The following is a 20,587-nucleotide window of genomic DNA, read 5'->3' as shown; positions in this document are numbered from 1 at the left end:
CCCCCCCCCCCCCCCCCCCCCCCCCCCCCCCCCCCCCCCCCCCCCCCCCCCCCCCCCCCCCCCCCCCCCCCCCCCCCCCCCCCCCCCCCCCCTCGGCCGTGCGTGTGACTACGGGCGGAAGCGCAGCACCTGCGGGTCGTGGTCGCTGTTCTGGTTCGCGAACTCGGCGTTGATGTGCACGCTGTCGTACGTGAACGACTTGATCGCCGGGCTCGTCAGGATCTGGTCCAGCACCTGCGCGTTGCCCTGGAAGACGTACGAGTACCGCTCCGACTTCGGCAGCGACTTGATCGCCGGGTACAGCGCACCGCCGTCGGCCAGCGCGTTCGTCGTCGCCGAGAACTCGAAGTCGTTGATGTCGCCGAGGACGAGGACGTTCGCGTTCTTCTCCGCCGCCAGGATCTCCTTGACGAAGCCGTTCACGGCCTGCGCCTGGAGCAGTCGCTTCTCCTCCGACTTGCGCACCGGCGGCTGGTGGTGCGAGGTCAGGCCCTCGTCGCCGCCCTTGGAGCCGAAGTGGTTGGCGATCACGAAGACCGTCCGGCCGCGGAAGACGAACTCGCCGGCCAGCGGCTTGCGGCTGTCCGCCCACGCCGGGTTCGCCGGGTCGATGCGGCCGGGGGAGTGGGTCAGGGCGGCCTTGCCGTTCTCCTTGACCACGCCGGTCGCCGTCACCGCGTCACCCGGGGCGCGCTCGGTGAAGGAGACCCGCGCCGGGTTGAAGAGGAACACCTGGCGGATGTTGCCGCCGGGCTCGCCGCCGTCCTTCTTGTCCTGCGGGTTGACGGTCCGCCACTGGTAGGCCGGGCCGCCCGCCGCGGCGATCGCCGTGGTGAACTTCGTCAGCGTCTGCTCCGCCGAGACGGTGCCGTCGTTCTTGGCGCCGTTGTCGTCCTGGATCTCCTCCAGGGCGAGGATGTCGGGGGAGGCCAGGTTCTCGACGACCGCCTTGGCGAGGTTGTCGAACTTCTCCTGCGGGTCGGTCGGGTCGAGGTTCTCCACGTTGTACGTGGCCACCGCGAGCTCGCCCGGGGACTGCGGCTTGGTCTTCTCGGGGGCCAGGGTGCCCGCCTTGACGGTGCCGAGGGTGCGGGCCACCAGGGTGTAGCCGCCGAACTGGTTGAAGTCCAGCGGGCCTTCGGTGGTGCCGGTCAGCTTGTCGCCGACGTTGGCCACCGGGAAGGGCTGCTGCGCGATCGGCGCGAGCTGCTGGATCTGGAGGCGGCCGGTGTTCTGGGACTCGTACGAGCCGTAGATCGTGCCGCCGCGCTTGGCGGCGTTCTCCCAGCCCTTCACCGTGACCCACAGCTCCGAGTACGGGTCGGTGGCGCCGACCACGCGCGAGGTGCCGATCTTGACGTTCATGCCCTCAAGGGACTCGTAGTAGTCCAGGGCGTAGCGCGAGGGGTCCAGGGTCAGGCCGTTGATGCTGCCCGCGGCGGCCGCGTCGCCGGCCGGGGCGTACTCGGCGGGGACCGAGTACTCGTTGATGGCGGTGGCCTCGGGCAGGGCGTTGCCCGAGGAGACGACGGTCACGACCGGCTTGGAGATCTGGGTGGCCGACTGGTTGCCGGAGGCGACGCCGCCGGGGACGTACTCGCCGACCAGGCCGGAGACCTTGACCGCGTCGCCCACGGCGACGGTCGGGACCGAGCTGGTGAAGACGAACACGCCCTCGCTGGTGGCGGCGTTGTCGTCCGCGTCGGGGTCCTGGATCCAGAAGCCGCGCGAGCCGTACGTGCGTACGCCCGTCACGATGCCCTCGACATCGGCGACCTGCTTGCCGTTGAGCGGGGATATCCGGGTGGTGCCCTGAATGTCGTGGATGCGTATCGGATCGGCCGACGCGGCACCCTCGGCGGCGTCGGCGGAACCGGCGAGCAGGCCGGTGGCCAGCGCGGTGGCGACGAGGGCCGCGACGGCGGCGGAACGGGGATGCGAGGAGCGCATGGGCAGGAACTCCGGTGTGGGATGGGGAACGCGTATATCTACGCGCGTCAATTTCGTTCCTGGCCTGCAAAGTTGTCAACCCCTACAGGGGATACGAAAGCGGTCTGTGGGATGAACCAAAGGGGATGGCCCGCCGGGGCCGCCCGAATTGCGTCTACGCTGGGGCGCCGCAAGAAGGTCACGACCGCCCGCCGCCCGGCCGCACGACCGTCGGGCCGCCCCGCCGCAGGGCTGTCCGAGGGCCGTCCGACCGCACGACCGCCCCACCGCGCCCGCGAGGAGAACCGCCCCATGTCCGCTGAGTCGCACCCCACGCTGCCGCCGGTCCGGCTGCTCTCCGACGCGGAGCTGGCCCGAGACGCCCTCGCCGCCCCGCTGTTCGCGCGCGCGGTACGCCTCGCCCGCTGGGCCGGACCCGACACCCGCGTGGACGTCGGCGGCGAACTCGTCGCGGCCCAGCTCCCCGAGGCCGTCGCGGTGCTCGGCCTCGACCCCGCCGACGAGGACTCCCCGGTGTACGCGAGCCAGGCCTGGCGGGTCGCCGTGGACACCGGCCTGGTCGACGTGACCGAGCCGGACGAGGACGAGGCCGAGTGCGAGCCCGGGGGCGCGGGCGCGGACGGGAACGCTGCGGCCGGGGCGGCCGGCGCGGGCGCGCACGACCCGCTGGACGCGGCCGACGAGGCACGGGGGTTCGGCACCGCAGCCGCGGGCGAGGACCTCGCGCTGGTGACCGGCGGCGCCCCCGGCGACGTGCTCGACCTGTGGCTCGCGGCCCTGGACACGGTCCTCGCGGACGCGGCGGTACCGGCCCTGGACGACCTCGTGGACGCGCTCGACGCGGGCGGCGAGATCGACTTCGACCAGCTCGACTGGAACCTCGGCCGCGAGGCGGACTTCCTCGACGGGGTCCTCGCCAACCTCTACCTGCTCACCGTCGCCGAGGGCGGATCGGCCGACGGCCCCGTGCCGCTGCCCGTGCTAGCCGCCTCGATGGTGGTGCCCGACGACATGGGCGACCCGACCGACGCCGTCCTGGAACAGGTCTCGGACGCGATGATGCGCCTCGACGACCAGTTCCGGCAGCTGGAGCCGATCGGGCTCGTCGAGTTCCGCCCCGTCGACGAGGAGCTGCTGGCGGAGGCCGGCGAGGAGGAGCCGGCCGCCGCGGCCCGACGCGCCGACGAGGACGACGAGGAGGACGTCTCCCGGTACGGCATGGTCCGCCTGACCCCCCTCGGCCTGTACGGGATCCGCGCCCGCATGCTGGAGGCCGGCGTCGAGGCCCCGGCCGTCGGCGAACTGGCCGACAAGGGCGCCGACGCACTGCTCGACGCGATCTCCCTCTACCCCGAGAGCGCGGCACAGGCCGAGATCGAGCAGTGGCTGGCCGGCCGCGAGCTGCCCACCGCGGTCGCCGAACTGCTCGCCGCCGCCAAGGGCGACGACGAGGGAGCCCCGCTGCGCCGGCTGCGCTGCCAGCAGGCCCTCGCCCCGGCCGGGGCGGAGGCCGAGCCGGCGGTCCGCGCGGTGCTGCACGACGCGGAGCTCGGCGGGCTCGCCCGGGTCTGGCTGGCGGAGCGCGGGGTGGCCGACGTACCGGCGCCGGACGGGGAGATGGTGTTCTGGCTGACCGTCGACACGATCGCGGCGCAGTTGGCCGCGGACGGGGAGACGGAGGAGCTGCCGGTCCTGATGGACACGCTCACCGCCCACCACACGGGGTTCTTCGACCAGGTGTGGCGCGTGGAGCACCCGGCGACGGCGTACGTCCTGGAGGCGATGGGACGGCTGCACCCGGACAAGAAGATGGCCAAGGAGGCCCGCAAGGCCGCGTTCAAGGCGCGTTCCCGGCACGCGTGAGACGGCTGTAATGAGACGTTCCTGAAGCGGAGTTGGCCATACCCGACCGGGCGAAGGGGTCGCTCTCCATTCCTGGGTAGTTCAGCGGGCATTCAGGTGCGGGCGGGAGCGTGTGCGCCGACGACTGCACCGCAGGCGCACCACCTCCCCACCCCCAGGAGACCCGATGCCGCTCAGCCGTAGAGATTTCACCGCCCGCACCGTCATCGCCGGTGCCGGCGTCGCGCTCACCGGGACGGTCGGCGCACTCGCCACGGCCCCGGGGGCGCTGGCGGCCGACGACAGCACGCAGCGCGACGAACACGGCCGCCCCAAGGGGCCCGGCTACGGCCCGCTCGTCCCCGACCCGGCGGGCATCCTCGCGCTCCCCGCCGGATTCGGCTACCGCGTCCTCACGCACAGCGGTGTCACCAAGCTCGACTCCGGCGAGTCCACTCCGTCCAACCACGACGGGACGGCCGCCTTCGAGGGCCGCCGCGGGGTCACCCTCCTCGTCAACAACCACGAGCTGAAGGGTCCGCGGACCAGCTGGACGCACCCCGTACCGCTCACCGAGGGCCTCGTCTACGACCCGGCCGCGGCCGGCGGCTGCACGATCGTCGAGGTCCGGTGCGGCGGCGAGGTCGCCGAATGGGTGGGCGTCGCCGGTACGTCGACCAACTGCGCGGGCGGTTCCACGCCCTGGGGGACCTGGCTGACCTGCGAGGAGACCGAGGACCTCGCCGGCAAGAACGGCATGACCAAGGACCACGGCTACGTCTTCGAGGTGGACCCGCACGACCGCCGCGCCAACCGCGACCCGAAGCCGGTCAAGGCCTTCGGCCGGTACGCGCACGAGGCGGTGGTCATCGACCCCAGGCACGGCCACGCCTACCTGACCGAGGACGCCTCCGGCCCCAACGGACTGCTCTACCGGTGGACCCCGCCGCGCGGTTTCCACCACGGGCGCGGCAAGCTGCGTACCCTCGCGGCCGACGCCGGCGTGCTCGCTGCGGCCAAGTGCTTCGACAGCTCGGGCGTGTTCGTCGACGACCTCTCGCGGGCCACGAAGATCGGCACCGTGTACGGGGTCGACTGGGTGCCGGTCGCGGACCGCGACGCGCGGACGGTCGCGGTGCGCAAGCAGTTCGGGACCGGCGCGGTGACTCGGGGGCGCAAGCTGGAGGGGATGTGGTGGGCCGATGGCGGCGCCTACTTCGTCTCCTCGTTCGCCCGTGAGGAGAGCCCGGGCGCCGCGCACGACGGCCAGGTGTGGTTCTACGACCCCAAGCGGCGGACGATCCGGCTGACGGTCCTGCTCGGGGTGAACGCCGACCCGGCGGCCGACGGCGGCTACGACGGTCCGGACAACATCACGGTGTCCCCGTACGGCGGCCTGGTCATCGCGGAGGACGGCTCGGGGCTGCAGCACCTCTTCGGCGCGACCGAGTCGGGGCGCACGTACCCGCTGGCGCGCAACGAGCTGAACGTGGGGACGGCCGAGGAGCCGGAGTACTCGGAGTTCGCCGGCGTCTGCTTCTCGCCGGACGGACGGACGCTCTTCGCCAGCATCCAGGACCCGGGCATCATGCTGGCCATCACGGGTCCGTGGCGGCGTACGCGCTGATGCGCCGGCGCCCGGTATGACTGAGCCGCCGGGTGGTGGTCCCGGCGGCTCGGAGCTCAGCGGCTCATCGAGTGGGGGTCGGCGTCCTGCCGACTCCCCGGCTCAACGGTTCGGACATGCCTCGGCGCGGCTGGCCGCGGCCCACTCCTCCAGCAGGAATTCATACGCGTCGGAGGGCCACTCGCCATCCACCCGAGTCTCGACGAGGTGCCGGATCGCCTCGTTCGCCTCGGCGGCGGACGGGCGCGCGGGACCCGCGGGCTGGAGTGTCTGGTGCATGGGATCCAGGCTACGGGCGGGCACTGACAGCCACCTCCCGATTAAGGGTGGAATCGATCACCCGGAGCGGTGATCGGTGGCTCCATGTGCCCGCCCACCTGCTCAGAGTGCCTGCGAGGCCGGCTTGACCATGCCGCGCACTGTGCGGGACTTCACAAACTCGCCCATGGCAGTCATCTCCCATTCGCCGGAGAACTGCTTGATCAGCTTCGCCATCATCACGCCGGTCTGGGGCTCGGCGCCCGTGAGGTCGAAGCGCACCAGCTCCTCGCCGCTCGCGGCGTCGATCAGGCGGCAGTAGGCCTTGGCCACCTCGGTGAACTTCTGGCCGGAGAAGGAATTGACCGTGAAGACCAGCCCCGTCGTCTCGGCGGGGAGCCGGCCGAGGTCCACCACGATGACCTCGTCGTCGCCCGCGCCCTCGCCGGTGAGGTTGTCGCCGGAGTGCTTGATGGAGCCGCCCAGGATGGACAGCTTGCCGAAGTAGCAGCTGTCGATGTGGTTGCGCTGGGGGCCGTACGCGATGACCGAGGCGTCGAGGTCGATGTCCCGCCCGCGGAACGCGGGCTCCCAGCCGAGGCCCATCTTGACCTGGGAGAGCAGCGGGCGGCCGCCCTTGACCAGGGACACGGTCTGGTTCTTCTGGAGGGTGACCCGGCCCTTGTCCAGGTTGACCTTGCCGGTGTCGACGGTGGCGGGGGGAGGTGTCGGGGGCATCTGCGGGGGGGTCGGGATCGTGGCCGGGGGCGGCGGGGGCGCCTCCTCGTCCACCGAGACCCCGAAGTCGGTCGCGATGCCGGCCAGGCCGTTCGCGTACCCCTGGCCGACCGCGCGCACCTTCCACGCGCCGCCGCGCTGGTAGACCTCGACGACCACGAGGGCCGTCTCCGCGCCGAGCTGCGGCGGGGTGAAGGTCGCGATCACCGAGCCGCTGGCCGTGTCCCGAACGGTCGCGGTCGGCTCGATGCCCTGGAAGGTCTGCCCGGCGGCATCGGGGCTGGCCGTGACCACGATCCGCTCGATGCCGGGCGGCAGCGCGCCGGTGTCCACGGTGATCGAGTCCGGCGCCGCACCGCCGCCGGACCGGTAGGTGATACCGGGGCCGGACGGCTGGTTGTAGAAGATGAAGTCGGCGTCGGAGCGCACCTTGCCGTCCGCCGTGAGGAGGAGACCGGACACGTCGAGCCGCACCGGAGCAGCCACGTCCACCGTCACGCGGACGGTATTGAGCGGCAGGTTGGAACCAGGGGTCATTGCGGTCATGCATCCAGAACGACCGACATGGCTTTGCCGTTCCCTTACACTCGCGCGAGATTTCAGCGCCGGTTGCGGGGGTGGTTCTTCGCGGTGCGCTCGTTGCCGAACTTGTACGCGCCGGTCCAGCGGGCCATGACCAGCTGGGCGTCGCCGGATTCCACCTCGGCCAGGAACTTCTCGGCCCGGCCGCCCCGCAGGGTGCCCGCGGTCCGGCCCTGGTGCGTGATGACGACGGTGTTGTCGCCCAGTCGTTCGTACGAGAATCCGTGCGGCTTCGGCATGGACCGCAGCCTGCCCCGCGCGGGGCGGGGCAGGCAACGGGATTAGCCCCGCCGGCCAGACGGGACTTTGACGACACGACCTAGGCCGGGGCCTGCTCCGGGCCCGCTTCCGTGACGCGGCGCGGCAGCCCCAGCGGGTTGGCCTCGCGCAGCTCCGGCGGGAGGAGCGCGTCGGGCACAGACTGGTAGGCCACCGGGCGCAGCCAGCGCTCGATCGCGGTCCCGCCGACCGAGGTGGAGTGCGAGGTCGCCGCCGGGTAGGGGCCGCCGTGGTGCTGGGCAGGGGCCACGGCCACGCCGGTGGGCCAGTTGTTCACCACGACCCGCCCGGCCAGCGCCGTGACCTGCGCGAGCAGCTCCGCGGCGGGACCCGCGCCGCCCCCGGCCTCGGCCGCCGAGAGCTGCAGCGTGGCGCTCAGGTTGCCGGAGAGCCGGTCCAGCACCGCGGCCGCCTCGCCCTGGTCGGCGTAGCGGACGACCACGGTGACCGGGCCGAAGCACTCCTCCAGCAGCACCTCGTACCCGCTGTCGCCCCTGTCGCCGCTGTTGCCGCTCTCGACGCCGACGAGGTTGCGCGCCGCGACGCTCAGGTAGCCCGCGCCGACGGTGTGCTCGCCGCCCGCGCCCGGCGTGACGGGCGCGGTGACCCCTGCCAGCGCGGTCCGCTCGCGGACGCCGGCGACGAAGTTCTCCCGCATCCGGTGGTCCAGCAGCACGCCCGGCTCGCTCTCCCCGAGGGCCTTGGTCAGCGCGCCGGTGACCCGGTCGCCGTCCGCACCCTCGGGCACCAGCACCAGGCCCGGCTTGACGCAGAACTGGCCGACGCCGAGCGTGACCGAGCCCGCCAGCCCGGCGCCGATCTCCTCGGCGCGCTCGGCGGCGGCCGCGGGGGTGATCACGACGGGGTTGAGGGAGCCGAGCTCCCCGTGGAAGGGGATGGGCACGGGCCGGGCGGCGGCCGCGTCGAAGAGGGCCCGTCCGCCCCGGATCGACCCGGTGAACCCGGCCGCGGAGACGAGCGGGTGGCGGATCAGCTCCAGGCCCGAGTCGAACCCGTGCACCACGGACACGACGTCGGCCGGGAGCCCGGCGGCGACGGCCGCCCGGCGCAGCAGCGAGGCGCAGAGCTCGGAGGTGGCCGGGTGGTCGGGGTGCGCCTTGACGACCACGGGGCAGCCGGCCGCCAGAGCGCTCGCGGTGTCCCCGCCGGGAACGGAGAAGGCGAGCGGGAAGTTGGACGCGGCGTAGACGGCGACCACGCCCAGCGGCACCTTGAAACGGCGCAGTTCGGGGCGCGGGGGCGTGCGGTCGGGGTCGGCGCGGTCGATGCGGATGTCGAGGTAGGCGCCCTCGTCCACGGCGTCCGCGAAGGCCCGCAGCTGGCCGGTCGTGCGGGCGAGCTCGCCGGTGAGGCGGCCCGGGCCGAGCGCGGTCTCGGCGTCCGCGGCCTCGACGACGTGGTCGGCCGACGCGTCGAGGAGGTCGGCGGCGCCGCGCAGGAAGGCGGCGCGGGTGGCGGCGTCGGCGAGCGCGCCGCGGGCCGCGTGGGCGGCGCGTACGGCTTCGTCCACTTCGCGGGATGTGGCCTCGACCGCAACCTGTTCGCGCTGCTTCCCGGTGCGGGGGTCCACACTCCAGACTGGTGTTGCTGCCATGGCGCACTGCCTCCTGGATCTACGCTGACCCGCGCGATGCCGTTCAGTATTCTGAACGCTGTTCCGATGGATGAATGATCACATCCATCGTGGACTCTATTTCCACGTCTTCCGGGTTGACAAGGGACAAGAGGGGCACGAAGGCGAATGGCCACAACTGAGTCGGTGGAGCCGGAGGCTTCGCAGGGCCCGGCCGGTGCGGGGGGCGCGGGCGCGTCGGCGGCGGTCAAGTCGGCCGTACGCACGGTCCTGCTGCTGGAGCACTTCGCGGCCCGGCCGGGACTGCACAGCCTGGCCGACATACAGCAGGACCTGTCCCTGCCCAAGTCCAGCCTCTACATGCTGCTGCGCACGCTGGTGAACCTGGGGTGGGTGGAGACGGACGCGACCGGGACGAGGTACGGCATCGGCGTACGGGCGCTGCTCGTCGGCAGCTCGTACATCGACGGGGACGAGGTGGTCGCGGCCGCCAGGCCCGCCCTCGACCGGCTGTCCGACGACACCACGGAGACCATCCACCTGGCCCGGCTGGACGGGACGAGCGTGGTCTACCTCGCCACCCGCCAGTCCCAGCACTACCTGAGGCCCTTCACCCGGGTCGGGCGGCGGCTGCCCGTGCACTCCACGGCGCTCGGCAAGGCGCTGCTGGCCACGCACACGGACGAGGAGGTACGGGCCCTGCTGCCGCGGCGGCTGGAAGCGGTCACCGAACACACCGTCACCGACCGGGAGCGGCTCATCGAGGAGCTGGCCCTGGTGCGCGAGCAGGGGTATGCCGTCGACCGCGAGGAGAACACCCTGGGGCTGCGCTGCTTCGGGGTCGCGCTGCCGTACCGCACGCCGGCGCGGGACGCGGTGAGCTGCTCGGTGCCGGTGGCGCGGCTGACGCCGGGGCACGAACGGGCCATCAAGGCCGCGCTGTTCGAGGCACGGGACCGGCTGTCGGCGGTGACCCGGCGGATGTGACCCGGCGGATGTGAGCGGGGGAGGCAGGGGTTCCTCCCCCGGGCGGGGGAGCGGGTTCCCCTTCACGGGGGAGGTGTCGGGGCCGCGGGCGCGGGACCGTTGGGTCATGACCACACGAGCCGTTGAACCGGCGTACGCGACGAGTCCGAAGCAGCCGTCCGCCCCCGGCCCGGGGGCCGGACGGCGGATCCTGCGGGCGGTGGCCCTGGCCGCCACCCTGCCGTACCTGGCCCTGAAGGCCGCCTGGCTGTCCGGGAGCCGGATCGGGATACCCGACGGCAGTGTGCTGCTGGAGCCCGGCCCGGGGCTCATCGTGGCCAATTCCGTCACGTTGGCCATGGACGCCAGCGTGATCGTGCTCGTGCTGATGTTCACCCGGCCGTGGGGGCTGCGGGTGCCGTCCTGGCTGCCGGCCGTACCGGCCTTCGTCGCCACCGGGCTGCTCACCCCGATCCTCACCGGGTTCCCCGGCCAACTGCTCGTACGGGCGCTGGGCCTGGGGACGGACGGGCCCGCGGAGGCGGCCCGGGAGCCCTTCCTCGACTCGTGGGTCTTCACCGTCGTCTACACCGGCTTCACGATCCAGGGACTCGCCCTCGCCGGGCTGTTCGTGCCCTATGCGCGGGAGCGCTGGGGTTGGCGGTGGCAGGGCGCGATAGGCCGGCGGCTCCCGTCGTCCACGGGGGTGGTGGCGGGAGCCGCGGCGCTGTCGGGCCTGGCGGTGGGGGCGGTGCTCCTCTACTGGGCCTTCGGCGGTGAGGCCGGGATGGGCGCCGACCGGGTGGCGGAGTTCTCCACCGGTGTGGCCGTGGTGTCCGCGGTGCACGGGCTGTGCGCGCTCGCGGCCGGGGCGGGGGCGGTGCTCCTGGCCCGGGGCGGGGAGTCGGGGGCGCGGTGGCCACTGGCCGTCGCGTGGACGGGGTCCTCGGCGGCGATGAGCTGGGGGCTGTGGACGCTGATCACCTCGCTGGGGCCGCAGCTGGACGGCGGTGAAGGGCCCACCGCCGCCACCCAGTTGGCCTACGCTGGCCAGATGATCACCGGACTGCTCGGGGCTGTCGTCCTCACCCGCTTCCTCACCTCCCGCCGAGAGGGGTGATGCGCGGGCGGCTGGGCCGGCTGCTGGGGGTGCGGGCCCGGCTGCGCTGGGTGCACCTGGTGCTCGGCGGGGCCCTGATGATGCCGTACTTCCTGCTCACGCAGGTGGTGGTCGGCATGGCCGCCGGCGGCTCCAACGCCCTCGACTCGCTCCCGCTGAGCCTCACCGCGTATGCGGCCGCGCTGCCGCTGGCCGCCGCGACGGCGGTGTCCCCTCTGGTCCGGCCGATGTCGGTGGCCGCGGTCCGGGCCATGTGCGGGGTGCCGGGGGAGCGGCTGGCCGAGGGGCCCGCCCGCTCCTGGGCCGCCCGGGGGCGGACCGCGGCCTGGTGGACCCTGCACCTGGGGGTCGGGGCGCCCGTCAGCGCGTTGAGCCTCGCGGTGCCGCCGATGGCGGTGGCGCTGATCGCGCTCCCGTTCGTGAGGTCGCTGCGGGGGATGGGGGTCGGGATCGGCTGGTTCAGCACCGACGCCCAGCCGTACCTCGCACCGCTGCTCGGGGCCGGGCTGCTGATCGGCCTGGCGCTGTGCATCGCCGGGTCCGGGGCCCTGCTGGCCCGGCTGGCACCCGTACTGCTCGGGCCGACGGCGGCGGACCGGCTGGCGGCGGCCGAGGAGCGGGCCGCCGACCTGGCGGTGCGCAACCGGCTGGCGCGGGAGCTGCACGACGCGGTCGGGCACGCGCTGAGCGCCGTCACCCTCCAGGCGAACGCCGCCCGGCGGGTGCTCGACAGCGACCAGGGCTTCGTACGGGAGGCGCTGACGGCGATCGAGGACACCGCCCGGCGCACGGTCGGCGAACTGGACGCGGTCCTCGGCCTGCTGCGGGACGGGGACCCGGAGCGGCCGGACGCCGCGCCCGCGCCGACCCTCGACGCCGACCTCGACGGGCTGCTGGCCCGTACCCGGGCGGCCGGCACCCTGGTCCGCACCGACCTGGACCCGGGACCCGCCGGGGGCTGGGGGCAGCTCCCGGTGATCGTCTCCCGCGAGGCGTACCGGATCGTCCAGGAGGGCCTGAGCAACGCCCTGCGCCACGGCGGGGGCCCGGTGGACGTGCGGATCGCCGTCCGCGCGGGCGCCGGGGGACATCTGGCACCCGGGGGCCGGGGCGAGAAGGAACGGAACGGACCCATCGAACTGGAGATCACCATGACCAACCCGCCGGCCGCCTCCGAGGGCGGGGAGCCCCGGACGACGGGAGGCCGCGGTCTGCGCGGCGCCGCCGAGCGGGCCTCGCTGCTCGGGGGCCGCATCGAGGCCGGGCCCCACGAGGACAGGTGGCGGCTGCGGGCCGTCCTCCCCCTGAGCGCGGGCCCCCGATGAGCCGGCCGCCGCTGCGGATCGTGCTCGCCGACGACGAGCGGATGGTCCGCACCGCCCTGCGGGTCATCCTGGAGGCCGAGCCCGACCTGGAGGTGGTCGGCGAGGCGGTCACCGGTGCGGAGGCCGTGTCCCTGGTCCGGGCGCTGGCCCCCGACGTGGTGCTGATGGACGTCCGGATGCCCGAGGTCGACGGCATCCGTGCCACCGAGCAGATCCTCGCGACCATGGCAGGGCCGCCCCGGATCCTCGTCGTCACCACCTTCGAGAACGACTCCTACGTGTACGGCGCGCTGCGCGCCGGCGCCGCCGGGTTCCTGCTCAAGCGCGCCGATCCCGACGAGCTGATCGGCGCGATCCGGCTCGTGTCCCGCGGCGACTCCGTGCTCTTCCCGGCCGCGGTCCGCTCCCTGGCCGCCGCCCACGCGCCCGGGGCCCCGGCCGCGCCCTGGGTGGCCCGGCTCACCGACCGGGAGGCCGACGTACTGCGCCTGATGGCCACCGGGCTGTCCAACCACGAGCTGAGCGAGCGCCTCGGTGTCGGGCCGCAGACGGTGAAGACCCATGTCGCCGCGGTCCTGGCCAAGACCGGTTCCCGGGACCGCACGCAGGCGGTCATCGCGGCGTACGAGGGAGGGTTCCTGCCGAGGGTCAGATGAAGAAAAGCTGAGAACCCCGCCACAATCGGGGCAGAGCGGAACGGCTGGGGGCCCTGGGACGTCCTTCTGGGGGATGAACAAAACGATCAGGCGTGCGTCGGTCTTCTGTCTTCTCCTGGTGCTGGCCCTTTTGGTGCGGGTCACCTGGGTGCAGGCGTACCAAGGCCAGGCCCTCGCAGACGACAAGAACAACCGACGGAACAAGATCGACCAGTTCGCGAACCCGCTCGGGAACATCATCGTGGGCGGAGAGGCGATCACGGGCTCGACGAAGACCACCGAGGACAAGGACTTCGGATACAAGCGGACCTACACGGACGGCCCGCTCTACGCGCCGATCACCGGCCGCAGCTCGCAGGTCTACGGCACGAGCATGCTGGAAGGCGTCTACGCGGGCATCCTCAACGGCTCCGACAGCCGACTGAAGTCGATCATGGACGTGATGACGAACAAGCGGGCCGCCCCCGGCAACGTCCTGACCACGATCGACAAGGACGTGCAGAAGGCGGCCTACGACGCGCTCAAGGACTACCAGGGCTCCGCCGTCGCCATCGATCCCGCCACCGGCTCCATCCTCGCCGTGGTGAACAACCCGTCCTACGACCCGGGCCGCATCGCGGGCGCCGGCGACGGGGCCGCCTGGAAGGAGTACCTGGGCGAGGACGGCAAGGGCAAGGCCATGGAGAACGACGCCCTGCGCAAGCCGCAGGCTCCGGGCTCCACCTTCAAGCTGGTCACCCTCGCCGCGGCGATCGAGAACGGGCTCGTCACCAACATCGACGCGCCGACCGGGATCGCGGCCCCGTACACGATCCCCGGCACCGTCACCAAGCTGCCCAGCGAGGCCGGCGACGCGGGCTGCAACAACGTCTCGGCGCGCGACGCGCTGAAGAAGTCCTGCAACAACGTCTTCGCGGAGTACGCGCACCGGCTGGGCCAGGACAAGATGCGCGCGATGGCCGAGAAGCTCGGTTTCAACAAGGAGATCGACACCCCGGTCCGCACCACCCCGTCCAGCAAGTACCCGTCGAAGAAGATGTCGGTCGACCAGGTCGCGCAGACGGGCATCGGCCAGTTCGACGTGCAGGCCACGCCGTTCCAGATGGCGATGGTCACGGCCGCGATCGAGAACGGCGGCAAGCTGGTGGCCCCGCACATGGTCTCCGACGTCACCGACTCCAACGGCAACGTGCTGGAGAGCTTCAAGGACCCGAAGTCCGAACAGGTCATGAGCGCCAAGACCGCCTCGATGCTCCAGGACGCCATGCGCACCGTGGCCACGGACGGCGGCGGCAAGACCGCGCAGGTGCCGGGGGCCGAGGTCGGCGGCAAGACCGGCACCGCCCAGCGCGGTGTCAACAACAGCCTGAATCCGCTCGCCTGGTTCACCTCGTACGGAAAGGCGAACGGCAAGCAGATCGCGGTGGCCATCGTGATCGAGAACTCGGACACGGACCGCTCCGAGATCGGCGGCGGCAAGCTGGCCGCGCCGATCGCGCAGAAGATGATGGCGGCCTGGCTGAAGAAGTAGCGGCGCCCCGCCGGGCGGGTGGCCGGATCGCGCGGACGCGAGGGCGCGCGGGGCGCGCGCCGGGAACCGACACGGTTCCCGGCGCGTTCTCCTTCCCATGATCAGAACCGCGCGCCCAGCCGACCTCGACGCCATCGCCGCCCTCCACACCCGGGCCCGCGCCACCTACTACCAGGGCCGCGTCCCCGAGGAGGAGTACGGCGGCGCCGCCGAGCTCGCGCGCACCCGCGAGGGCTGGTCCGTGGCCGTCGCGCGGGCCGCCGCCGACGGCGGGGTGCTCTGCGCCGAGCAGGACGGGGAGCTCACGGGGATAGCCGCCTTCCGTACCGCCGACGGCGAGACCACCCTCACCCAGCTCCATGTGGACCCCGTCCACTGGCGCCGCGGCACCGGGGCCGCCTTGCATGCGGCATGCGTCGAGGCCTGGCGCCGGGCCGGAGTCCGCCGGGTCCGCCTGGAGGTCTACGAGCACAACCTCCGCGCCCAGGCCTTCTACGCCGCCCACGGCTGGCTCCCGGCCCAGCCCGGCCCCCGCCCCGGCTCCCACCGCACCCTGTGGCTCACAGTGGCTCCGGCTCCGGCTCCGGCCGCGCCGACGTCCGGGGAATGAGACGCCGGACCAGTTGGTTGAACCCGGAACAGTTCATTCCCCGGAACGTCCCGGACGAGGAGAGAAGAAGGAACATGCGCGTCGAGATCTGGAGCGACATCGCTTGTCCGTGGTGCTACGTAGGCAAGGCCCGCTTCACCAAGGGGCTGGCCGACTTCGCGCACCGTGACGAAGTGGAAGTCGTCTTCCGCTCCTTCGAGCTCGACCCGAACAGCCCCAAGGGCCAGGTGGCACCGGTCCTGGAGCTGCTGGCCAAGAAGTACGGCCGCACCCTCGACGAGGCGCGCGGCATGGAGGAGAACGTCGCCGCCTCCGCCCGCGCCGAGGGGCTGACGTACCGCACCGAGGGCCGTGACCACGGCAACACCTTCGACATCCACCGCCTGCTGCACCTGGCCGCCGCGCGCGGCCGGCAGGAGGAGCTGCTCGACCTCGCGTACCGGGCCAACTTCGCCGAGGAGCGGTCCGTGTTCGACCCCGAGGTGCTGGTTGCGCTCGCCGTCGAGGCCGGACTGGACGAGGCAGAGGCCCGCGCGGTCCTCGCCGACGACTCCGCCTACGCCGCCGAGGTGCGGGCCGACGAGCGCGAGGCGGCCGAACTCGGCGCCAACGCCGTCCCGTTCTTCGTCCTCGACCGCCGCTACGGGATCTCCGGCGGGCAGCCCGCCGAGGTGTTCACCCGGGCACTGGAGCAGGCCTGGGCCGGGCGCGAGGTCATCGAGCCCGTGTCCGGAGCCGGGTCCGAGGCCGGGGCGTGCGAGCCCGACGGCGCGTGCGCCGTCCCGCAGGCATAAGTCTTCCTTTAGGTCGGCGCATAAAATTAGGTAATGGACTTTGGGTCGGACTCGGCGCAGAGTGGACGCATGGATCTTCTCGTCGAAGCTGCCCGTGCCGAGTTCGCCCATTCCACCACCTACCTGAACACCGCCACCTGCGGCGTCCTCCCGCGTTCCGCCGTCGCCGCCGTACGCGAACTCGCCGAGGCGGCGGGGGCCGGACTCCCCACCGGATTCGGCGACTTCGACCGCGTGGACCGGGTCCGCGCCGCCTTCGCACGGCTGGTCGGCGTGGGTGTCGACCGGGTCGCCCTCGGCTCGTCCGTCGCCACCCATGTCGGCCTGGTCTCGGCCTCCCTGCCCGCCGGCGCCGAAGTCCTCTGCCCGGAGGGCGACTTCGCCTCCGTGATCAACCCCTTCGTGGTGCGCGACGACCTCAAGGTCCGCTTCGCGCCGCTGGAATCCCTCGCCGAAGCCGTCGGCCCGGACACCGCGCTGGTCTCGCTGAGCGCCGTACAGTCCGCGGACGGGCGGACGGCCGACCTCGCCGCGGTGCGCGCGGCGACGACCGCGCACGGGGCCCGCATGCTGGTGGACGCGACCCAGGCGGCGGGCTGGCTGCCCTTCGACGCGTCACCGTACGAGTACACGGTCACGGCCGGCTACAAGTGGCTGCTCGGCGGCCGCGGAGCCTCGTACCTGACCGTCTCGCAGGAGGCCCAGGACACCCTGACCCCCCTGCACGCCGGCTGGGTCGCGGCCGAATCCATGTGGGACGCCACCTACGGACCCATGCCGCAACTGGCCCACGGAGCCCGCCGGTTCGACGAGTCACCCACCTTCCTCGCCTACCACGCGGCCGAGGCCTCCCTGGCGCTGCTGGAGCGGATCGGCATCGAGGCCGTCCACGCCCACGACACCGCCCTCGCGGCCCGCTACCGTGCCGGTCTCGCCCGCCTCGGCCACGAGCCGGTCCCCGGCGATTCGGCCATCGTCTCGCTGCCGGGCCTCGCCGACCGGCAGCCCGCACTCCTGGCCGCCGGCATCGCCACCTCCGCCCGCGCGGGCGCCCTGCGCGCCTCGTTCCACCTCTACACCACCGAGGCGGACGTGGACCGACTGCTGGACGCCCTCTCCTAGGGGTGTCTGACGGGTGTCCGCGGCGTCGCGACGCCCGGCACGTGCTCTCGCCAGACACCCCCTAGGTCAGAGGGCCGCCGCCCAGGCCGCCGCGGCCGCGTCGAGCGCCGGCGCCGGGTCGGCCGCCAGGGCGGTCGCGAGGGCCGTCAGCGAGGCCTGGACCACGGGCAGCGACGCCGCCGGGCCGTAGTGGTTGACCCGGACCATCTCCTGGGCCAGCGCGCCGCCGCCCGCCGCGAGCGGCGCCGCCGGGTCCGCGGCCAGGGCCTTGGCCACCACCAGCGCCGCCTCCGGGACGCGCAGGGTGGTGGCCACCGGCGCCGCCGCCGACGCGAGGCCGACGTACGGGGCGACGCCCAGCGCCGCCGCCCCCGCGCGGGTCGCCGCCGCCGCGGCCGCGTGGCGGGCCGTCAGCGCGGGCAGCCCCTCGGCCGCGATCCGGTCCAGGCAGGCCTCCAGCGCCAGCATCTCCAACTGCGCCGGCGCGTGCAGCAGCGTCCCGCGCCCGCCGTCGATCCAGCGCTCCTTCCAGTCCAGCAGGGAGAGGTACGAGCGGCGGGGCGCGGCCGGGTTCTCGGCGAAGCGGGCCCAGGCGCGCTCGGAGACCGACACCGCCGAGACGCCCGCCGGGCCGCCCATCGCCTTCTGTGCGCCGATCACGCACAGGTCCACGCCCCACGCGTCGGGCAGCAGCGGCTCGGCGCCCACCGACGCCACCGCGTCGAGCATGAACAGCGCCCCGTGGGCCCGTACCACCTCGCCGATCTCCGCGACCGGGTTGGTGTTGCCGGTGGCGGCCTCCGCGTGGACCAGCGACACGAAGTCGATCTCCGGGTGCGCGGCCAGCGCCCCGGCGACCTGCCGCGCCGTCACCGCCGTGTCGAAGGGGACCGCCAGGTCCACCACCGTCGCCCCGCAGTCGCGCAGCCAGTTGCCGAAGGTGGTCCCGTACGGGCCGGTGACGATGTTCAGCGCCGTCGAACCGGGCCGCGCGCCCGACCGGATGCACCCCTCCAGCGGCAGCAGCGCCTCGCCCTGCGTGATCACCACGTCCTGCCGGGTGGAGAGGAGGTCCGCGACGCCCCGCTCGATCGACGCGAAGCGCTCCGCGGTGAGCGGCGGAAGGTCCAGGAGGGGGTGGGTCACGGCACTGCTCTCTTCGTCCGGGGTTACCGCGAAAGCCTAACGACCGCGCACGTAGGGTGCCGACATGAGCGATGTGAGCGGGTTCGGCGAACCGGGTCGGGTGCTGCACGTGAAGGGGCGGGTGCTCATCGGACCCGATGAGGTCTGCGACGAGGTCTGGGTGGTGGGCGGCCGGATCTCGTACGAGCGGCCGCGCGCCGCCCGCGAGATCACCGAGGTCGCCGGCTGGGTCCTGCCGGGCCTGGTCGACGCGCACTGCCACGTGGGACTCGACGCCCACGGGCCGGTCGACGCGCAGACCGCCGAACGCCAGGCGCTGGAGGACCGCGCCGCCGGCACCCTCCTCATCCGCGACGCCGGATCGCCGTCCGACACCCGCTGGATCGACGACCGCGAGGACCTGCCGAAGATCATCCGGGCGGGCCGGCACATCGCCCGCACCCGGCGCTACATCCGCAACTACGCCCACGAGATCGAGCCGGCCGACCTCGTCGAGTACGTCGGCCGGGAGGCCCGCCGCGGCGACGGCTGGGTCAAGCTGGTCGGCGACTGGATCGACCGCGAAGCCGGGGACCTGACCGCCTGCTGGCCGCGCGCCGAGGTGGAGGCGGCCATCGCCGAGGCGCACCGGCTGGGCGCCCGTGTCACCGCGCACTGCTTCGCCGAGACCGCGCTGCGCGACCTGGTCGAGGCGGGCATCGACTGCATCGAGCACGCGACCGGGCTCACGGAGGACACCATCCCGCTGTTCGCGGAGCGCGGGGTCGCCATCGTGCCGACCCTGGTGAACATCGCGACCTTCCCGAAGCTGGCAGCCGGCGGCGAGGCGAAGTTCCCCGGTTGGTCGGCGCACATGCGCCGGCTCCATGAGCGCCGCTACGACACCGTCCGCGCGGCCTACGACGCGGGCATCGGGGTCTACGTCGGCACCGACGCGGGCGGCTCCCTGCCCCACGGCCTGGTCGCCGCCGAGGTCGCGGAGCTCGTGAAGGCCGGCATCCCGCCGCTGGAGGCCCTCTCGGCGACCGCGTGGGGCGCCCGCAGCTGGCTCGGCAGGCCCGGCCTGACCGAGGGCGCGCCGGCCGACCTCGTCGTGTACGCGAGCGACCCGCGGGCCGACGTACGGGTGCTGGCGCAGCCGCTGCGCGTCGTCGTGAACGGCCGGGTCGTGGCCTGATCCCGATTGGTTGACAGGGCGTTACCCCGGCGGCCCGGCGGTCGTTGTGAACGCCATCGCCGGGGTCGGAGCCCGTCACGGGCGGGGGACGGGGGAACTCCCGTTTCTCATGAGGCGCAAGAAATCGAATACATGCGTGGAAACCACCCTTTGGGGTGAACTCACGCCGGGTTGCTGCCCGTTCACTCTCAGTGCGTAAAGATTCCGGGGTCGAGGCCGTCGGCGCGCGCAATGTCCCCCATTGGCGGCGCGACGGCTCCCATCTCCCTGGGGGTTCCACCAACTTGAACAGCAACACCTTCCGCATGCCCGCGGCCGCTCTGCTCGCCACGGGAGCGGTGGCCCTGCTCGCCGCTCCGCCCGCCTTCGCCACGGGAGGCGGCCACGCCGGGGGCGAGGGCAGGGCCAGTGCCGTCGTCCTGCGCACCGGACTGGACGTGGGCCTGCTCAACAAGACCCTGCACATCCCGCTGACCGCCACCCTCAACGAGGTCAGCGCCCCGGCATCCGCCGAGAAGAAGGCACTGGCCGTGACCCTGGACGGGGTCGAAGGGGGCAAGCCGGTGAGCGTGCTGCGGGCCGACGTCGCCACGTCCCGCGCGACCGCCGACAAGAACCGCGCGGAGGCGGAGGCCAACCTCGCCAAGGCCCGTGTGCACGTGCCGGGGCTGCCCGCGCTCTCCCTCGTCGAGGTGGAGAAGGTCACCTCCAAGGCCGTCTGCGAGGCGGGCCGCAAGCCCGTGGCGAGCTCGAACGTCCTCGGCACCGTGACCGCGCTCGGCAAGAAGGTCACCCTCTCCGCGGGCGGCCCGACCAAGGTCGAGGTGCCGGGCGTGGGCCTGGTCAGCCTGGAGCTGTCCGGTACCGAGACCACCTCCACCACGGCCGCCGCGGCGGCCCTGCGGCTGAAGGTCTCGGTGAACCCGCTGAGCCTGAACGTGGCACAGGTGGAGGGCGAGGTCGTGCTCGCCGAGGCGCGCTGCGAGTCCCCCGCGGGGCAGGCGCCGAGCACGTCCGCCACCCCCGGCGCGTCGTCCGGTGCGCCGTCCGGCACGACCTCCGCCGCCGCGGCCGACGTCAAGCCCCAGACGGCCGCCTCCGGGACCGGGTCGGCCCTCGCCACCGAGGCCAACCTCGCCGAGACCGGCGGCGGTTCCCTCACCCCGTACGTCGCGGGCGGCGCGCTGATCCTGCTCGGCGTCGGCGCGGGCGCGCTGGTGGTGACCCGCCGCGGCAGGGCCTCGTAGCGCTCCTCGTATCGGCCCTCGCC

At 73.3% G+C, this 20,587-nt stretch carries 18 protein-coding genes; 12 read left to right on the top strand and 6 right to left on the bottom strand.

The window, feature by feature from the left end:
- Positions 1–108 precede the first annotated feature (108 nt).
- The gene (locus ACZ7GJ_RS34555; RefSeq protein ID WP_470757431.1) at positions 109–1,950 is read right to left on the bottom strand and encodes an endonuclease/exonuclease/phosphatase family protein; all 1,842 of its coding nucleotides are present in this window, start codon (positions 1,948–1,950) and stop codon (positions 109–111) included.
- A 291-nt stretch (positions 1,951–2,241) separates the two neighbouring features.
- On the opposite strand from ACZ7GJ_RS34555, the gene ACZ7GJ_RS34550 reads away from it, so the two are divergent.
- A complete protein-coding gene (locus ACZ7GJ_RS34550; protein WP_470757429.1) occupies positions 2,242–3,813 on the top strand; it encodes a hypothetical protein in 1,572 nt (523 codons plus the stop codon).
- 166 nt (positions 3,814–3,979) lie between these two features.
- The gene (locus ACZ7GJ_RS34545; protein ID WP_470757427.1) at positions 3,980–5,419 is read left to right on the top strand and encodes an alkaline phosphatase PhoX; all 1,440 of its coding nucleotides are present in this window, start codon (positions 3,980–3,982) and stop codon (positions 5,417–5,419) included.
- 102 nt (positions 5,420–5,521) lie between these two features.
- On the opposite strand, the gene ACZ7GJ_RS34540 is transcribed toward ACZ7GJ_RS34545, so the two are convergent.
- From ACZ7GJ_RS34540 to ACZ7GJ_RS34525, 4 genes are all read right to left on the bottom strand, one after another.
- A complete protein-coding gene (locus ACZ7GJ_RS34540; RefSeq protein ID WP_365920836.1) occupies positions 5,522–5,698 on the bottom strand; it encodes a hypothetical protein in 177 nt (58 codons plus the stop codon).
- A gap of 102 nt (positions 5,699–5,800) precedes the next feature.
- A complete protein-coding gene (locus ACZ7GJ_RS34535; protein WP_470757425.1) occupies positions 5,801–6,961 on the bottom strand; it encodes a TerD family protein in 1,161 nt (386 codons plus the stop codon).
- Positions 6,962–7,014: 53 nt separating this feature from the next.
- Positions 7,015–7,236: a hypothetical protein gene (locus ACZ7GJ_RS34530; RefSeq protein ID WP_470757423.1), complete on the bottom strand. Its 222-nt coding sequence runs from the start codon at positions 7,234–7,236 to the stop codon at positions 7,015–7,017.
- Positions 7,237–7,316: 80 nt separating this feature from the next.
- On the bottom strand, positions 7,317–8,891 hold the full coding sequence (locus ACZ7GJ_RS34525; protein ID WP_470757421.1) for an aldehyde dehydrogenase (NADP(+)): 1,575 nt from the start codon (positions 8,889–8,891) through the stop codon (positions 7,317–7,319).
- Positions 8,892–9,038: 147 nt separating this feature from the next.
- Between ACZ7GJ_RS34525 and ACZ7GJ_RS34520 the strand changes: the two genes are divergently transcribed.
- The 8 genes from ACZ7GJ_RS34520 (at position 9,039) to ACZ7GJ_RS34485 (ending at position 16,994) form a co-directional block, all read left to right on the top strand.
- Entirely contained in the window at positions 9,039–9,857 is an 819-nt protein-coding gene (locus ACZ7GJ_RS34520; RefSeq protein ID WP_470757419.1) for an IclR family transcriptional regulator, read from the top strand.
- Between the two features lie 106 nt (positions 9,858–9,963).
- Positions 9,964–10,956: a hypothetical protein gene (locus tag ACZ7GJ_RS34515; RefSeq protein ID WP_470757417.1), complete on the top strand. Its 993-nt coding sequence runs from the start codon at positions 9,964–9,966 to the stop codon at positions 10,954–10,956.
- Entirely contained in the window at positions 10,956–12,281 is a 1,326-nt protein-coding gene (locus ACZ7GJ_RS34510) for a sensor histidine kinase (RefSeq protein ID WP_470757415.1), read from the top strand. The genes ACZ7GJ_RS34515 and ACZ7GJ_RS34510 overlap by 1 nt, the downstream gene beginning before the upstream one ends.
- Entirely contained in the window at positions 12,278–12,937 is a 660-nt protein-coding gene (locus ACZ7GJ_RS34505) for a response regulator (RefSeq protein ID WP_470757413.1), read from the top strand. Before ACZ7GJ_RS34510 ends, ACZ7GJ_RS34505 begins: the two co-directional genes overlap by 4 nt.
- Before the next feature lie 73 nt (positions 12,938–13,010).
- The gene (locus tag ACZ7GJ_RS34500; RefSeq protein WP_470757411.1) at positions 13,011–14,468 is read left to right on the top strand and encodes a peptidoglycan D,D-transpeptidase FtsI family protein; all 1,458 of its coding nucleotides are present in this window, start codon (positions 13,011–13,013) and stop codon (positions 14,466–14,468) included.
- Between the two features lie 97 nt (positions 14,469–14,565).
- Entirely contained in the window at positions 14,566–15,078 is a 513-nt protein-coding gene (locus ACZ7GJ_RS34495) for a GNAT family N-acetyltransferase (RefSeq protein ID WP_470757409.1), read from the top strand.
- Between the two features lie 74 nt (positions 15,079–15,152).
- On the top strand, positions 15,153–15,872 hold the full coding sequence (locus ACZ7GJ_RS34490) for a DsbA family oxidoreductase (protein WP_470757408.1): 720 nt from the start codon (positions 15,153–15,155) through the stop codon (positions 15,870–15,872).
- 69 nt (positions 15,873–15,941) lie between these two features.
- Complete coding sequence (locus ACZ7GJ_RS34485) at positions 15,942–16,994, top strand: aminotransferase class V-fold PLP-dependent enzyme (RefSeq protein WP_470757406.1); 1,053 nt, start codon at positions 15,942–15,944, stop codon at positions 16,992–16,994.
- 66 nt (positions 16,995–17,060) lie between these two features.
- Here the strand turns inward: ACZ7GJ_RS34485 and ACZ7GJ_RS34480 are convergent, their stop codons facing one another.
- Positions 17,061–18,140 (bottom strand): pyridoxal-phosphate-dependent aminotransferase family protein, encoded by a 1,080-nt coding sequence (locus ACZ7GJ_RS34480; RefSeq protein WP_470757404.1) that lies wholly within the window; start codon positions 18,138–18,140, stop codon positions 17,061–17,063.
- Between the two features lie 64 nt (positions 18,141–18,204).
- On the opposite strand from ACZ7GJ_RS34480, the gene ACZ7GJ_RS34475 reads away from it, so the two are divergent.
- The gene (locus ACZ7GJ_RS34475; protein WP_470757402.1) at positions 18,205–19,317 is read left to right on the top strand and encodes an amidohydrolase family protein; all 1,113 of its coding nucleotides are present in this window, start codon (positions 18,205–18,207) and stop codon (positions 19,315–19,317) included.
- Positions 19,318–19,601: 284 nt separating this feature from the next.
- Positions 19,602–20,564, top strand: coding sequence for an SCO1860 family LAETG-anchored protein (locus tag ACZ7GJ_RS34470; RefSeq protein WP_470757400.1), 963 nt, complete (start codon positions 19,602–19,604; stop codon positions 20,562–20,564).
- Positions 20,565–20,587: the final 23 nt, after the last annotated feature.

The sequence above is a fragment of the Streptomyces sp. NPDC037242 genome (assembly GCF_055604165.1).
Note: the sequence above shows the minus strand (reverse complement) of the source record. Positions and strands in the feature narration are given on the sequence as shown.